This window comes from Streptomyces sp. NPDC051214, from assembly GCF_040682375.1.
GTDB lineage: Bacteria > Actinomycetota > Actinomycetes > Streptomycetales > Streptomycetaceae > Streptomyces.
The window spans coordinates 408862-424998 of record NZ_JBFBAT010000005.1 but is presented as its reverse complement, the minus strand read 5'-3'; the positions used below and the strand labels follow the sequence as shown (position 1 = coordinate 424998).

General features: G+C 70.6%; 10 protein-coding genes. 6 read left to right on the top strand and 4 right to left on the bottom strand.

All coding sequences use genetic code 11. From position 1 onward, the window contains the following. Positions 1 to 8: 8 nt before the first annotated feature. Positions 9 to 2837: a nitrate- and nitrite sensing domain-containing protein gene (locus AB0M70_RS15850; RefSeq protein WP_365820477.1), complete on the bottom strand. Its 2829-nt coding sequence runs from the start codon at positions 2835 to 2837 to the stop codon at positions 9 to 11. Between the two features lie 356 nt (positions 2838 to 3193). On the opposite strand from AB0M70_RS15850, the gene AB0M70_RS15845 reads away from it, so the two are divergent. Continuing rightward, on the top strand, positions 3194 to 4039 hold the full coding sequence (locus tag AB0M70_RS15845; protein ID WP_365820475.1) for a protein phosphatase 2C domain-containing protein: 846 nt from the start codon (positions 3194 to 3196) through the stop codon (positions 4037 to 4039). 164 nt (positions 4040 to 4203) lie between these two features. On the opposite strand, the gene AB0M70_RS15840 is transcribed toward AB0M70_RS15845, so the two are convergent. Continuing rightward, positions 4204 to 4713, bottom strand: coding sequence for a MarR family transcriptional regulator (locus AB0M70_RS15840; RefSeq protein WP_365820473.1), 510 nt, complete (start codon positions 4711 to 4713; stop codon positions 4204 to 4206). Positions 4714 to 4990: 277 nt separating this feature from the next. Here AB0M70_RS15840 and AB0M70_RS15835 point away from each other — a divergent pair, with 277 nt between their 5' ends. After that, positions 4991 to 5833 carry a lysozyme gene (locus tag AB0M70_RS15835; RefSeq protein WP_365820471.1) on the top strand — a complete coding sequence of 281 codons (843 nt, stop codon included), beginning with the start codon at positions 4991 to 4993 and terminating at the stop codon, positions 5831 to 5833. Positions 5834 to 5901: 68 nt separating this feature from the next. Here the strand turns inward: AB0M70_RS15835 and lon are convergent, their stop codons facing one another. Next, positions 5902 to 8331 (bottom strand): endopeptidase La, encoded by a 2430-nt coding sequence (gene lon, locus AB0M70_RS15830; RefSeq protein WP_365820469.1) that lies wholly within the window; start codon positions 8329 to 8331, stop codon positions 5902 to 5904. 114 nt (positions 8332 to 8445) lie between these two features. Beyond that, positions 8446 to 9222 (bottom strand): rhomboid-like protein, encoded by a 777-nt coding sequence (locus AB0M70_RS15825; protein WP_365820468.1) that lies wholly within the window; start codon positions 9220 to 9222, stop codon positions 8446 to 8448. 164 nt (positions 9223 to 9386) lie between these two features. On the opposite strand from AB0M70_RS15825, the gene AB0M70_RS15820 reads away from it, so the two are divergent. The 4 genes from AB0M70_RS15820 to AB0M70_RS15805 all read left to right on the top strand — a co-directional run bounded on the left by AB0M70_RS15820 (position 9387) and on the right by AB0M70_RS15805 (position 16056). After that, complete coding sequence (locus tag AB0M70_RS15820) at positions 9387 to 10091, top strand: spermidine synthase (protein WP_365820466.1); 705 nt, start codon at positions 9387 to 9389, stop codon at positions 10089 to 10091. Positions 10092 to 10156: 65 nt separating this feature from the next. Next, positions 10157 to 10897: a response regulator transcription factor gene (locus AB0M70_RS15815; protein WP_365820464.1), complete on the top strand. Its 741-nt coding sequence runs from the start codon at positions 10157 to 10159 to the stop codon at positions 10895 to 10897. A 13-nt stretch (positions 10898 to 10910) separates the two neighbouring features. Then, on the top strand, positions 10911 to 11996 hold the full coding sequence (locus AB0M70_RS15810; RefSeq protein ID WP_365820462.1) for a HAMP domain-containing sensor histidine kinase: 1086 nt from the start codon (positions 10911 to 10913) through the stop codon (positions 11994 to 11996). A gap of 259 nt (positions 11997 to 12255) precedes the next feature. Further along, positions 12256 to 16056 carry a multifunctional oxoglutarate decarboxylase/oxoglutarate dehydrogenase thiamine pyrophosphate-binding subunit/dihydrolipoyllysine-residue succinyltransferase subunit gene (locus AB0M70_RS15805; RefSeq protein WP_365820460.1) on the top strand — a complete coding sequence of 1267 codons (3801 nt, stop codon included), beginning with the start codon at positions 12256 to 12258 and terminating at the stop codon, positions 16054 to 16056. Positions 16057 to 16137 lie beyond the last annotated feature (81 nt).

The window sequence follows — 16137 nt, the reverse complement described above, 5'->3', positions numbered from 1 at the left end:
GGGCGCAGTCAACTACTTGCCTCCTCGACTGTGTCCCCCATGTTTTTGGTCTCTTCGTTACGTTCGGTCAGCTCGGCCTCTACGTCGCGACGGCCGCTGATGGCCCCCTGGTGAAAGCCTCCGAGTCGCTTGCGCAGCGCTTCGGCGTCGACGGAGCCGCTGCGCGCCTTGGGCACGGTGGGCTCGGGCGCGGTGATCTTCGGCGTGCGCTTGGGGAGCCCCTTGTCGGTGACGCGCTCCCACTTGGGGGTGGGGGCGGGCGCGGCTTCGGGCTCGGTCTCGGTCTCGGTCTCGGTCGTGAATTCGGGCGTGGGTTCGGTCGCGGGAGCCTCGGCTTCCGGCGCCTCCGGCTCCTCCGGGGCGGGCGGAACCGCGAGTTCCATGGTCGTCTCGGCCGAAACCTCGGGCGCGGCCTCCGGCGACACCTCAGGCGCGGCCTCCGAGTCCGCCTCCGCGTCCCGTACCGTCTGCTCGGCAGCCGCGATCAGCGGGTCCGCGGCGGCGGCCCCCGCCGAACGCCCCGGCAGCACGTTGGAGTTCGCCTCGGCCTCCGAGCCGGGCAGGTGCACCGCGGGCGCCGCCCCGGCCACCGGAACGCCGACCGGCGGAGCACCCACCGCGGGCGCCGCGGCGAGGATCGCCTTCGGCAGCACCACGACCGCCGCGACGCCGCCCTGCTTCTGCTCGCGCAGCCGGACCCGCGCCCCGTGCCGCGCGGCGAGCCGGGCCACGACATAGAGGCCGAGCCCGAGCCCGTCCCCGCTCTCCTGGTCGTACGCGTCGTCGGGACGGAAGTCCGCGAGGCGGGAGTTGAGCTCCTCCATGCGGTTCTCGGTGACCCCTATGCCCTCGTCCTGCACGGAGAGCATGACCTCGCCGCTCTCCAGGAGCCAGCCCGAGACCTCCACGGAGGCGTCCGGCGGCGAGAACGAGGTCGCGTTCTCCAGGAGCTCGGCGACCAGGTGGCTGATGTCGTCCGCGGCGAAGCCCGCGACATGCGCGTGCGGCGGCAGCGTGGCGATGCGCACCCGCTCGTACCGCTCGATCTCGCTGACGGCGGCGCGTACGACGTCGACCAGCGGGACCGGGCCGGGGTGCTGGTGGCCGTGCTCGGCGCCGGCGAGGACCAGGAGGTTCTCGCTGTGCCGGCGCATGACCGTGGCGAAGTGGTCGAGCTTGAAGAGGGTGGCGAGGCGGTCGGGGTCCTGCTCGCGGTCCTCCAGGTTCTCGATGACGGCGAGCTGCCGCTCGACCAGGCCGAGGGTGCGCAGCGCCAGATTGACGAACGTGCCGTGGATGGACTGGCGCACCCGCTCCAGATGGGCGGAGGCCTCGACCAGTTCGGCACGCAGCGTCTCGCGCTCGTCGGCCATGGACTGACGCTGTCCGATGAGGTGCTTGCGGTCGGCTTCGAGCGTGGTGAGGCGCTCGGTGAGGGCCGCCGCGTGCTCGTGCAGCGCGTTGACGGACCGTACGACCTGGGCGAACTCGTCGTCGCGGCCGTTGAAGCGGATCGGCTCCTGGGGCGCGGGCTCGTGGGCGAGGCGGGCCGAGCCGATGCGCAGGACGGCGAGCGGGCGGGTCAGGCTGCGGGCCATGGCCATGGCGACGCCGACGGCGACGAGCAGCGTGACGCCGACGAGGGCGACGCGGATCTCCAGCGCCGTCACGTCCTCGTCGCGCAGGTCGGTGAGGTTCTTGGTGCGCTGCACCGTGAGCGCGGACTCGGCGCCGCGCATCATCTCGATGCGGGCGGAGAGCGCGGCGTCGAGCTTCTTGGGGTCGAAGCCGACCTCGGCGGTGGAGAGCGTGGGCTGGTCGGTGAGGCGGGTGAGGTACTTCTCGGCCGTGGTCACCTCGTGGCCCGTGACGGTCGAGTCGTACGTCGTACGGGCGCGGTCCGTGGCCGCGTCCCGGAAGTCGGCGAGGGATGCCTGCGCGCGCACGTGGGCCTGCTGGCCGGCGGCGCTGAGGGCGTCGCGGGTCTTCCCTGCGGCGGGCGACTCGTCGACCACCGTGGTGGGCAGCCCGGTCACGGGGTCGATGCTCGTGCTCGTCTCCGTGGAGCGCGGGACGGCGAGGGCGGCGAGGAGCAGGCCGCGGGCGCTCGCCGCCTGCTCGACGGCGTGGTCCAGGTCGGCGAGCGCGTAGGCCCCGGAGCCCGCGCGGGGCGGGGTCTTCTCGGCGAGCTCGCGGGTCAGGCCGTGCAGTTCGGTGATGACCTTCGAGTACGCGGTGTGGGCTTGGAGAGCGGTGCTCTTGCCGGTGAGCGCCGCTCTGCGCACGGCCCCGATGTCGGAGAGGTCCTCACGCAGCCCGGCCGGGGCGTCGGCCGTGCGCAGCTCCTCGATCTGGCGGTCCACGCGGGCGCTGCGGCTCTCGGAGAGCCCCTTGCCCTGCGGGCGGCCCGCGGCGATGAACGAGGTGACCTCGTCGCGCTCGTCGGCCAGCGAGTGGCCCAGGGACACCGCGTCCTGGGTGCGCTCGGCGAGGGTCACCAGCTGCTGTGCGTCGTTCAGTTGCCCGGAGGCGGCGACGACGGCGGGCGCTCCGGCGCCGGCGATCGCGGCGGCCACCACGGCGACGGCGACGATCAGCCGGTTGCGCACGCGTGCGGTGGGCTTGGAGTTGACCGACTTCACGGGCTTGGCGGGCTTCGAGCCGTCAGGAGGCGTCACCGCGGGGGCGGTGGGCTCTCCCGCCGCGTGCTCGGGGGTCTCTCCCGCTGTGGGCTCGGGCGCACGCTCCATAGGGGTGGTCGCGCCCGGCGTGGCCCCTTCGGGAGCCGTCTGCTTGCCCTTGCGCCCAGGCCGCATCTTCTGCACCGGTGCTCGCATTCTTGTTTTTCGTCTGCCCATGGGCCCGGGTGACGATCCGTCAACACACGCGCCCCCCGGTACGGCTCCAGACCCTTCCAGTGCCGATGGGTGGCAGTCGTGCATCACATGCCTGGCCACCCGAAGGAGTGAACATCGGCGGGGAGTTGGCGAGCAAGTCCCGCCGCGGGCCGAAAGTCCCGGCCACGGTGCGCCGGTTGGACGTCGACCGCAGGCTTTGGCAGAATGCGCCGCCACACGCCGCCGGAAGCGATCATTCCGACTGAAATCCGGCGTCTGACCTGCTGGTCCGGGCCAACCCCCGTTGTTTCTCGCCTCTCCGGCGGCCTTGTGAAGGCCTCGTGCAGACTGGCCGGATGCGTATCGAACTCGCCACCGAGCCCGGAGACCCCGCGCGCCCCAACGAGGACTATGCCGCGGTGATCCTTCCCGCAGCCGGACAAGGCGGATCGCTCGTCCTCCTGGACGGGGTGACCCCGCCTGCCGGAGACGACGGCTGTCTGCATTCCGTCCCCTGGTTCACGGCGCGACTCGGCGGCGCACTGGGAGAACTGTCCGTTTCGCGACGGGATATGACGCTCTCCGAGATCCTCGCGGCGGCGATCGTGCGCACCGCGGAGGCCCATGACCAGACCTGTGACCTTTCTCACCCGCGTACGCCTCAGGCGACCGTGATTCTGGTGCGTTGGGACGAGGAGCGGGTGGAGCACCTCGTCCTGTCCGACTCCGCGCTCCTGATGGCGGGCCCGGACGGCCACGTCACGCCGGTGCTCGACGAACGCCTCGCGCAACTGCCCCCGCGGATCCGCGCCCTGCGCGACGCGGTCCGCGCGCTGCCGCGCGGCACCACCGAGCGCGAGGAGGCGGGGCGTGTGTACGGCGCCGCGGTCGAGGCCCTGCGGAACGCGGAGGACGGCTTCTTCACCGCGGCCGCCGATCCGTCGGCCGCCGCGCGCGCCGTCACCGGAACCTGGCCGCGCGCCGAGGTGTCAGCGGTGGCCGCCCTCACGGACGGCGTCGGCCGCTGGGTCGAGACGTTCCGGGAGGGCGACTGGGCGGAGTGCTTCGCGCTGCTGCGCAAGGAGGGCCCGCAGCGCCTGGTGGACCGGGTACGGGAACTGGAACGCGCGGACCCCGAGGGCACCACATTCCCCCGAGGCAAACTGCATGACGACGCGGCGGTGGTGTACGCGGAGTTCTGATGTGACCGGGGGCGCGCCCCGAGGGGGCGCGGGGAACTGCGCGAGCAACCACGCCCGACCCGCAGACGACAGCGGACCGACGTCACCCAAGGGGCGCGGGGAACTGCGCGACAAGCCACAACCCACCCGCAGCCGAAATCGCACCCCCAACAACCCCCTAGCCCTCAAGACTCCGGCGACTCATTCAGCTGCCGCAAAAGGCGGGCCAGCTCCGCGACCTCCGTGCGGTCCCACCCGGCCAGCTTCCGCACATACCGCTCCCGCCGCCCCGCCCGCACCGTACGGAACCGCGTGCCGCCCTCCGTCGTGAGGTGGACCAGCCAGGCCCGCCCGTCGGCCGGGTCGGGCTCGCGGGCGACGAGCCCCAGCTCCTCAAGGGCCCGCAACTGGCGGCTCATCGTGGCCTTGCCGACACCGATGTACGCGGCGAGGTCGGTGGCCCGCTGCGGGCCCGAGTCGTCGAGGCAGACCAGGAGTCCGTACGCGGCGGGCTCCAGGTCGGGGTGCACCTGACGCGCCATCTCCCCGGAGGAGGCCCGCGCCCGGCGCAGGAGCAGCGTCAACTCGCGCTCCAGCGAGAGGAACTCACGGTCGACGCCCCTGTTCACGTCGGCTCCACCGTCGCTCACGTCGGCTCCACCGTCGTTCTCGCCCTCGTGCACTTCAGCACCCATGGCACGCTTTCTTTCCGGATCAGAGAAGTTTTCCGCCCCGCACGGCGGCAGACATCCGCGTCGGCCCATCGCCGCAGCTCGACCAGTATTTCGTAGTGCCCCGACGCCCCGCGCCGAGGACACCGCCGCTGGAGTAGACCAACGGCAGACATGGAACCCCCTTCCCAGCCCCGGGTCTACGTGCGTAGCGTCGTACGTGACATGTTCACACCAGGAACATGTCGACAGGTCCCCCCACGAGCTCCATCGAGCTCAATCGAGGCCTACGGAGGCACGCATGCCCGTGCACAGACCCGGAACGCCCCGCCGCTCCCGCTGGTCGGCGGCCGCCATCCTGCTCTCAGTCCTCTCCGCCCTCTCCCTCCTCCTCACCCTGCCGGGCGCCGCACAGGCCGCCGGCGGCGACGACACCCCCGCCCGCGGCTCCGCCCGCATGGGCCAGGGCGTCGTCGAGCACGACGGGCAGGGCAGTCTGCCGCCCGGCGGCGACGCAGTACAGACCGAAGGCGTCGACGTCAGCAGCCACCAGGGCAACGTCGCCTGGTCGACGCTCTGGAACAGCGGCGTGAAGTGGTCCTACGTCAAGGCGACCGAGGGCACGTACTACAAGAACCCTTACTTCGCCCAGCAGTACAACGGTTCGTACAACGTGGGCATGATCCGCGGGGCCTACCACTTCGCGACGCCCGACACCTCGTCGGGCGCCGCCCAGGCCAACTACTTCGTGGACAACGGCGGCGGCTGGTCCCGCGACGGCAGGACGCTGCCGGGCGCGCTGGACATCGAGTGGAACCCGTACGGGGCGGCCTGCTTCGGCAAGTCCCAGTCCGCGATGGTCACCTGGATCCGGGACTTCCTGAACCAGTACAAGGCGCGCACCGGCCGGCACGCGGTGATCTACACGGCCACCAGCTGGTGGAAGCAGTGCACCGGCAACTACGGCGGCTTCGCCGTCAACAACCCGCTGTGGATCGCGCGTTACAACACCTCGCCGGGTGAGCTGCCCGCCGGGTGGGGCTTCCACACGATGTGGCAGTACACCTCGACGGGCCCGACGGTCGGGGACCACAACAAGTTCAACGGCGCGCTCGACCGGGTCGTGGCGCTCGCCAACGGCTGAGCACCCCCCTGCGCGAGGGCCCGGAACCTCTTTCGGGGTCCCGGGCCCTCACCGGCCGGCCGCCTCCGTCACGCGGCGGCCGGAACCCTCACCTCGGCCTCCGTCAGGGCCAGTTCGAGGACCTGCCGGACGTCCGTCACCGGGTGCACGTCCAGCTTCTCCAGGATCTCGGCCGGGACGTCGTCCAGGTCGGCCTCGTTCCGCTTCGGGATGATCACCGTGGTGATCCCGGCGCGGTGCGCGGCGAGCAGCTTCTGCTTGACGCCGCCGATCGGCAGGACGCGCCCGGTCAGCGAGACCTCACCGGTCATGGCCACATCCGTACGGACCAGACGGCCGCTGAGCAGCGACGCGAGAGCGGTCGTCAGGGTGACGCCCGCACTCGGCCCGTCCTTGGGGACGGCGCCCGCCGGGAAGTGGACGTGCACGCCGCGCTCCTTGAGGTCGCCGACGGGCAGCTCCAGTTCCGCGCCGTGCGAGCGCAGGAAGCTCAGCGCGATCTGCGCCGACTCCTTCATGACGTCGCCGAGCTGGCCGGTGAGCGTGAGCCCGGAGGCTCCCGTCTCCGGATCGGCGAGCGAGGCCTCGACGAACAGGACGTCGCCTCCCGCGCCGGTGACCGCGAGCCCGGTCGCCACGCCCGGGACCGCCGTGCGCCGCTCGGCCGGGTCCTGCGCCGACTCGGGCACGTGGTGCGGACGTCCGATGAGACCGCGCAGGTCGTCCTCGCCGACGGTGAACGGCAGCTCCCGCTCGCCCAGCTCGTGCTGCGCGGCGACCTTGCGGAGCAGCCGCGCGACGGACCGCTCCAGGTTCCGTACGCCGGCTTCCCGGGTGTACTCCCCCGCGAGCTTGCGCAGCGCGCTCTCGTCCAGGGTCACCTCGTCCGTCTCCAGGCCTGCCCGCTCCAGTTGGCGCGGGAGCAGGTGGTCACGGGCGATGACGACCTTCTCGTCCTCGGTGTAGCCGTCGAGCCTGACCAGCTCCATGCGGTCGAGCAGCGCCTCGGGGATGGATTCGAGGACGTTCGCCGTCGCCAGGAACACCACGTCGCTCAGGTCGAGCTCGACCTCCAGGTAGTGGTCGCGGAACGTGTGGTTCTGCGCCGGGTCGAGGACTTCGAGGAGGGCGGCCGCCGGGTCGCCCCGGAAGTCGGAGCCCACCTTGTCGATCTCGTCGAGGAGGACGACCGGGTTCATGGACCCGGCCTCCTTGATGGCCCGCACGATCCGTCCGGGCAGCGCCCCGACGTACGTACGCCGGTGTCCGCGGATCTCCGCCTCGTCGCGTACGCCGCCGAGCGCGACCCGCACGAACTTGCGGCCCATGGCGTGCGCGACGCTCTCGCCGAGGCTGGTCTTTCCGACGCCGGGAGGACCGACCAGGGCGAGCACGGCGCCGCCACGGCGGCCGCCGACGACCCCGAGGCCGCGGTCGGCGCGCCGCTTGCGCACCGCGAGGTACTCGGTGATGCGCTCCTTCACGTCCTGGAGGCCCGCGTGCTCGGCGTCCAGGACGTGCTGGGCGCCCTTGATGTCGTACTCGTCCTCGGTCCGTTCGTTCCAGGGCAGTTCGAGGACCGTGTCGAGCCAGGTCCTGATCCAGGAGCCCTCGGGCGACTGGTCGCTGGAACGCTCCAGCTTGTCGACTTCCTTGAGGGCGGCCTCGCGGACGTTCTCGGGGAGGTCGGCGGCCTCGACGCGTGTGCGGTAGTCGTCGGACTCCTCAGCCGCGTCCTTGCTGTCGCCGTTGATCTCGCGCAGCTCCTTGCGCACGGCGTCGAGCTGGCGGCGCAGCAGGAACTCGCGCTGCTGCTTGTCGACGCCCTCCTGGACGTCCTTGGCGATGGACTCGGCGACCTCCTGCTCGGCGAGGTGCTCGCGCAGCTGCTCGGTGGCGAGCTTGAGGCGGGCGACCGGGTCGCCGGTCTCCAGGAGCTCGATCTTCTGATCGGTGGAGAGGAAGGGTGAGTATCCGGAGTTGTCGGCAAGGGCGGAGACGTCGTCGATCTGCGTCACGCGGTCCACGACCTGCCAGGCACCGCGCTTCTTCAGCCAGCTGGTGGCGAGCGCCTTGTACTCCTTGACGAGCTCGGCCACCGCTCCGGGGAGGGGGTCGGGCACGGTCTCGTCGACCTTGACGCCCTCCACCCAGAGCGCGGCGCCGGGCCCGGTCGTCCCGGCACCGATGCGCACGCGGCCACGGCCGCGGATCAGGGCGCCGGGGTCACCGTCGGAGAGGCGGCCGACCTGCTCGACGGTGCCGAGGACGCCGGTCGCGGCGTACGTCCCGTCGATGCGCGGAACAAGAAGGACCTGCGGCTTGCTGCTCCCATCGGAGCGGGCGGCGGCCTGGGCCGCCTCGACCGCGGCACGCACCTCGGTGTCGGACAGGTCGAACGGAACCACCATGCCGGGCAGGACAACCTCGTCGTCGAGCGGCAGCACGGGCAGTGTCAGCGGTGTGGACGGCTTCGACTCGGCGGACTCAGTAGTCATGATCTCCCCTTCGGCATTCAAGTTGAGCTATGTGGACTCAATGCTCGTGAGTCCATGAATGTTCCCCAAGGGATGTTCGCTGTGAGCGATCGCTTCGACACGTGCGGGGATGCGTCAGGCGGACCGGCGCCACCGTCGCACCAGCGGCCACGTGGCGACGCCGATCGACAGGGCCAGCAGGTGGCCCCAGTTCGTCATCGGGTCCGTGAACGCGATCAGGTCGTCGATCAGCATGCCGCCGAAGCCGGCGAGCACAAGACACCGCAGCCACGGCCTGAAGAGCCCGGCCAGCGCGCCGACGCTCGCCGCCACACCGAAGCTGATGCCGTAGTCGAGGCGGTGCAGGGAGCTCTCGGGCAGCTGCCCCGCGAGGACCGAGAGGCCGACGGGGACCTCGGTCGCGAGGGTGGCCACGACATGGCCGAGCAGGAAGACGCCCGCCGTGCGCAGTGCGCCGATGCGGCGCTCGAGTGCCGTGAGCACCAGCAGGAAGCCGATCGCGTACGGCGACGCGATGCCGCCCGCGATCCACAGCGCGCTGGCCACCAGGACGAGCAGCGGCTGCTGCGTCAGATGCGCGACGTCCGTGCTGGAGTGCCGGTGCAGGTCCGAGACCAGGGACGGTTCCGCGTACTGCGCCAGGAGCGACGTCAACGCGAGGACCGCGGCATAGCCGAACGTGAAGGGCGTACCGGTGGGGGTCGGCAGGACGCGCCACAGACCGGTGACCCACGGGCGCCGACCGGGCGCCGCCACCTCAGGGGTCATCACCTCGGGCGCGCGATCCCGCTGTCGCGGGATGCCGTCCAGGCCGGGCGGGGCCGTCTCCTCGGGCGCCGCGGGGGCGGTCTCCTCGGGCGCCGCAGGGGCGGCCGACGCGCTCGGGTCCAAGGTGAGACGCTCCTTCCGTCATGTCCACCCTTTGCCGATCTTTCCGGCACTGTCTATGACCCGTGCCACGACCCACGCCACGTGAGACGCGAATCACAGCAACCCAAGAGCCCGTGTCGGCGTCCGCCCCGAACCGCGCCTCCTGCGGTCATACCCTGACCGCCATGCAAACCCACACCACCGCCCCCGTCGTCATCGACCGGCGCGAGGGGCCGTACGGCGAGGTCGTACTGCGGCGCCATGGTGCGCTTCTGCAGATCATCGCCAACGGCTGTTTCCTGATGGACACTTCGGACGGCCGCTCGGAGCGGCTCCTCGTCGACGCGGCGTACGACGCCCTCGACGACCCACGGGAGCCCGCCCTGCTCATCGGCGGCCTGGGCGTCGGCTTCTCCCTGGCCCACGCGGCGGCCGACCCGCGCTGGGGCCGCATTACGGTCGTCGAGCGCGAGCAGGCCATCATCGACTGGCACCGCGCAGGCCCGGACGCCCCGCTGGCCGGGCTCTCCGGCGCCGCGCTCGCCGATCCGCGCACGGAGATCCTGCACACAGACCTGGTGGCGCATCTCGTCGGCGCCGACACCCCTGAGGGCGCCCCGAGGACGTACGACGCGCTCTGTCTGGACATCGACAACGGGCCGGACTGGACGGTGACGGAGGACAACAACTCCCTCTATTCTCCGGCCGGTCTGGCGGCCTGTCAGGCTCGCCTCCGTCCCGGCGGAGTGCTCGCCGTATGGTCCGCCAAGCCCTCGTCCGCTTTCGACTTCGCTCTACGGAATGCCGGGTTCCAGTCGGTACGGACGGAAGAGATCCCCGTTGCCCGAGGCGTACCCGACGTGGTTCATCTCGGCGTCAGGGCTGCGTAGCCGAGGTGCCTTCGCGACCCGTACCCTGCTGACCGAACACAAGCGATCAGTGTCAGGGGCGGGCGATGGAGCAGACACACACCTCCCACAACGGCGCGACGGCGGCGATGCCAGGCGCCCAGCGCCGGGTTCTGGTGGTCGAGGACGACCCGACGATCGTCGACGCCATCGCCGCCCGGCTACGCGCCGAGGGTTTCGTAGTGCAAACGGCGGGCGACGGTCCGTCGGCGGTCGACACCGCACAGGCTTGGCAGCCCGATCTGCTGATCCTGGACATCATGCTGCCGGGCTTCGACGGGCTTGAAGTGTGCCGCCGGGTGCAGGCCCAGCGGCCGGTGCCGGTCCTCATGCTGACGGCGCGCGACGACGAGACGGACATGCTGGTCGGGCTCGGCGTCGGCGCCGACGACTACATGACCAAGCCGTTCTCCATGCGGGAGCTCGCGGCCCGCGTGCACGTCCTGCTGCGCAGGGTCGAGCGGGCCGCGCTCGCCGCGACCACCCCGCGCAGCGGCATCCTGCGGCTCGGCGAGCTGGAGATCGACCACGCCCAGCGGCGGGTCAGAGTGCGCAGCGAGGACGTCCATCTGACGCCGACGGAGTTCGACCTGCTCGTCTGCCTGGCCAACACACCGCGTGCGGTGCTCTCGCGCGAGCAGCTGCTCACCGAGGTGTGGGACTGGGCGGACGCCTCGGGCACCCGGACCGTCGACAGCCACATCAAGGCCCTGCGCCGGAAGATCGGCGCCGAGCGGATCCGTACGGTGCACGGCGTGGGATACGCCCTGGAGACCCCGACCCCGTGAGGTGGGCCGTCCGATGACCGGTCCCTTCGGCGGGCTGCGGCCGTTCTCCATCAAGACCAAGCTCGGCACCCTGGTGGTCGTCTCGGTCTTCATCACCACGGGTCTGCTGATGGTGGCGATGAAGACGGAGACGGAGCTGCGCTTCATCACCGTCTTCTCCGTGATCGCCACGCTGCTGATCACGCAGTTCGTGGCGCACAGCCTCACCGCGCCCCTGGACGAGATGAACTCCGTGGCGCGCGCCGTCTCGCACGGCGACTACACGCGCCGGGTGCGCGGCGCCGACCGCCGCGACGAGCTGGGCGACGTGGCCACCACGATCAACCGCATGGCGGACGACCTGGAGGCCCAGGACCAGCAGCGCAAGGAGCTGGTCGCCAACGTCTCGCACGAGCTGCGCACCCCCATCGCGGCGCTGCGCGCGGTCCTGGAGAACGTCGTCGACGGAGTGTCCGCCGCCGACCCGGAGACCATGCGTACGGCCCTGAAGCAGACGGAACGGCTCGGGCGGCTCGTGGAGACGCTGCTCGACCTGTCCCGCCTGGACAACGGCGTCGTGCCGCTGAAGGCCCGCCGCTTCGAGGTGTGGCCCTATCTGTCGGGCGTCCTCAAGGAGGCCAACATGGTGGCCTCCGCGCGCGCGGGCATCGCGTCGGGCTCCGGCAGCCACACGCGTACGGACGTGCATCTGCACCTGGACGTGACGCCGCCGGAGCTGACCGCGCACGCCGACGCCGAGCGCCTGCACCAGGTCGTGGCGAACCTCATCGACAACGCGGTCAAGCACAGCCCGCCGCACGGCCGCGTCACCGTGCGCGCCCGGCGCGGCCTCTACCCCGAGTCCCTGGACCTGGAGGTCCTCGACGAGGGCCCCGGCATCCCGGAGTCGGAGTGGCACCGGGTCTTCGAGCGCTTCAACCGCGGCAGTCACGCGAACACTCCTCCGCAGGGACCCGGCAGCGACGGCGGCACCGGACTCGGGCTCGCCATCGCGCGCTGGGCGGTCGATCTGCACGGCGGTCACATCGGAGTGGCCGAATCCCCTCGCGGCTGCCGGATCCAGGTCACCCTTCCGGGCCTGCCCGAACTGCGAAGTTGACGTATCGTTCGAAACGGAAGCGATTCGCGGGCGCATCGGAAGCGCGCCCGGGTGAAGCCGCCGCGCAGGGCAGGGCCCGCGCGGCAATCCGGCGTTCCGGAACCTCGCTTGTTTCCCGCCATTTACGCCGCCGAAACCATCCGTCCAGTGTGACTTACGCGACGGATGACGGGCCCGGCCTGCACCTGGCGGTGATGGAGGCGTAGCCTTGATTCCCGCTGTCCATCACCTTGTGAAGCGGAAGAGGGCGGTTACCGCCGTGTCGTCACAGTCCCCCAGTAGCTCGAGCATCTCGACCGACCAAGACGGGCAAGGCAAGAGCCCTGCTGCTGCCTTCGGTCCCAATGAGTGGCTCGTCGACGAGATCTATCAGCAGTACCTCCAGGACCCGAATTCGGTCGACCGAGCCTGGTGGGACTTCTTCGCCGACTACAAGCCAGGAGCGGGCGCGTCACCGACCGCCGCCCCGGCCAAGCCGGCGGGTGACGCAGCCGCGGGGGCTGCGGCCACCAGTGCTCCCGCCGAACCGGCGAAGCCCGCGGCCGCTCCTGCGGCCCCCGAGAAGCCCGCAGCGCCCGCCGCGCCCGCAGCCCCGGCTGCGAAGCCCGCGGCCGCCGCTCCGGCCCCCGCCGCCAAGCCCGCGGCCGCGAAGCCCGCCGCCAAGGCGGAGCCCGCCACGGAGGCCCCGGCAGGACCCGAGTACGTGACGCTGCGCGGCCCCGCCGCCGCGGTCGCGAAGAACATGAACGCCTCCGTGGAGGTCCCGACGGCGACGTCGGTCCGCGCGGTCCCGGTGAAGCTGCTCTTCGACAACCGCATCGTCATCAACAACCACCTCAAGCGCGCCCGCGGCGGGAAGATCTCCTTCACGCACCTCATCGGGTACGCGATGGTGCAGGCCATCAAGGCCATGCCGTCGATGAACTACTCCTTCGTGCAGAAGGACGGCAAGCCGACGCTGGTCAAGCCGGAGCACATCAACTTCGGCCTCGCCATCGACCTCGTGAAGCCCAACGGCGACCGTCAGCTGGTCGTCGCGGGCATCAAGAAGGCCGAGACGCTGAACTTCTTCGAGTTCTGGCAGGCCTACGAGGACATCGTCCGCCGCGCTCGCGACGGCAAGCTCGGCATGGACGACTTCACCGGCGTCACGGTCTCGCTGACCAACCCCGGTGGCCTCGGCACCGTCCACTCGGTCCCCCGCCTGATGCCCGGACAGTCGGTCATCATGGGCGTCGGCTCGATGGACTACCCCGCGGAGTTCCAGGGCACCTCCCAGGACACCCTGAACAAGCTCGGCATCTCGAAGGTCATGACGCTCACGTCGACCTACGACCACCGGGTGATCCAGGGCGCCGCCTCCGGCGAGTTCCTGCGGATCGTCGCGAACCTGCTGCTCGGCGAGAACGACTTCTACGACGAGATCTTCAAGGCGCTGCGCATCCCGTACGAGCCGGTCCGCTGGCTCAAGGACATCGACGCCTCGCACGACGACGACGTCACGAAGGCCGCCCGCGTCTTCGAGCTGATCCACTCCTACCGCGTCCGCGGCCACGTCATGGCCGACACGGACCCGCTGGAGTACAAGCAGCGCAAGCACCCCGACCTGGACATCACCGAGCACGGCCTCACCCTGTGGGACCTGGAGCGCGAGTTCGCGGTCGGCGGCTTCGCCGGCAAGTCGATGATGAAGCTGCGCGACGTCCTCGGCGTCCTGCGCGACTCGTACTGCCGCACCACCGGCATCGAGTTCATGCACATCCAGGACCCGAAGCAGCGCAAGTGGCTGCAGGACCGCATCGAGCGCACCCACGCCAGCAAGCCGGAGCGCGAGGAGCAGCTGCGCATCCTGCGCAGGCTGAACGCGGCGGAGGCCTTCGAGACGTTCCTCCAGACGAAGTACGTCGGCCAGAAGCGCTTCTCCCTGGAGGGCGGCGAGTCCGTCATCCCGCTGCTCGACGCCGTCATCGACAGCGCCGCCGAGTCGCGTCTGGACGAGGTCGTCATCGGCATGGCCCACCGCGGCCGCCTGAACGTCCTCGCGAACATCGTGGGCAAGTCGTACGCCCAGATCTTCCGCGAGTTCGAGGGCAACATGGACCCCAAGTCCATGCACGGCTCCGGCGACGTGAAGTACCACCTGGGCGCCGAGGGCACCTTCACCGGCCTGGACGGCGAGCAGATCAAGGTCTCGCTCGCCGCGAACCCGTCCCACCTGGAGACGGTCGACCCGGTCATCGAGGGCATCACCCGCGCCAAGCAGGACATCATCAACAAGGGCGGCACGGACTTCACGGTCCTGCCGGTCGCCCTGCACGGTGACGCGGCCTTCGCGGGCCAGGGTGTGGTCGCCGAGACGCTGAACATGTCGCAGCTGCGCGGTTACCGCACGGGCGGCACGGTCCACATCGTCATCAACAACCAGGTCGGCTTCACCGCCGCCCCGGAGTCGTCGCGCTCCTCCATGTACGCCACCGACGTGGCCCGCATGATCGAGGCGCCGATCTTCCACGTGAACGGCGACGACCCCGAGGCCGTCGTCCGCATCGCGCGGCTCGCCTTCGAGTTCCGTCAGGCGTTCAACAAGGACGTCGTGATCGACCTCATCTGCTACCGCCGCCGCGGTCACAACGAGTCGGACAACCCGGCGTTCACGCAGCCCCTGATGTACGACCTGATCGACAAGAAGCGCTCGGTGCGCAAGCTCTACACCGAGTCCCTCATCGGTCGCGGCGACATCACCCTGGAAGAGGCCGAGCAGGCCCTGCAGGACTTCCAGGGCCAGCTGGAGAAGGTCTTCACAGAGGTCCGCGAGGCCATCTCGCAGCCCGCCGAGGCCGAGGTCCCGGCCCCCGAGGCCGAGTTCCCGGTGAACGTCGACACGTCGATCACCCAGGAAGTCGTCAAGCGGATCGCCGAGTCCCAGGTCAACATCCCCGACCGGGTCACCGTCCACCCGCGACTGCTGCCGCAGCTGCAGCGCCGCGCGTCGATGGTCGAGGAAGGCACGATCGACTGGGGCATGGGCGAGACCCTCGCCATCGGCTCGCTGCTCCTGGAGGGCACGCCGGTCCGTCTGTCGGGCCAGGACTCGCGTCGTGGCACGTTCGGTCAGCGCCACGCGGTCCTCATCGACCGCGAGACGGGCGAGGACTTCACGCCGCTCCTGTACCTCTCCGAGGACCAGGCGCGCTACAACGTCTACGACTCGCTGCTCTCCGAGTACGCGGTGATGGGCTTCGAGTACGGCTACTCGCTGGCCCGTCCCGAGTCCCTCGTCATGTGGGAAGCGCAGTTCGGTGACTTCGTCAACGGCGCGCAGACGGTGGTGGACGAGTACATCTCGGCCGCCGAGCAGAAGTGGAACCAGCACTCCGGCGTCACGCTGCTGCTTCCGCACGGCTACGAGGGCCAGGGACCGGACCACTCGTCCGCCCGCATCGAGCGCTTCCTCCAGCTGTGCGCGCAGAACAACATGACGGTCGCGATGCCGACCCTTCCGTCGAACTACTTCCACCTTCTGCGGTGGCAGGTGCACAACCCGCACCACAAGCCGCTGGTGGTCTTCACCCCGAAGTCGATGCTGCGCCTCAAGGCGGCCGCCTCGAAGACGGAGGAGTTCACGACGGGTGGCTTCCGCCCGGTCATCGGCGACGACTCGGTCGAGGCGTCGGCGGTCCGCAAGGTCGTCTTCTGCTCCGGCAAGCTGTACTACGACCTGGAGGCCGAGCGGAAGAAGCGCGAGGTCAAGGACACCGCGATCATCCGCATCGAGCGTCTGTACCCGCTGCCGGGTGCCGAGCTCCAGGCGGAGATCGCGAAGTACCCGAACGCCGAGAAGTACCTGTGGGCGCAGGAGGAGCCGGCGAACCAGGGCGCGTGGCCCTTCATCGCCCTCAACCTCATCGACCACCTGGACCTGGCGGTCGGCGCGGACATCCCGCACGGCGAGCGCCTGCGCCGCATCTCGCGGCCGCACGGCTCGTCCCCGGCGGTCGGCTCGAAGAAGCGTCACGAGCAGGAGCAGGAGCAGCTCCTGAGCGAGGTCTTCGAGGCGTAGGCCCGAGCGGTTCGTCCGAGCGGTTCGTTCGAGCGTTTCGTACGGCGGTGGGCCCGGTCCCGAGTGCTTGTCACCCGGGGC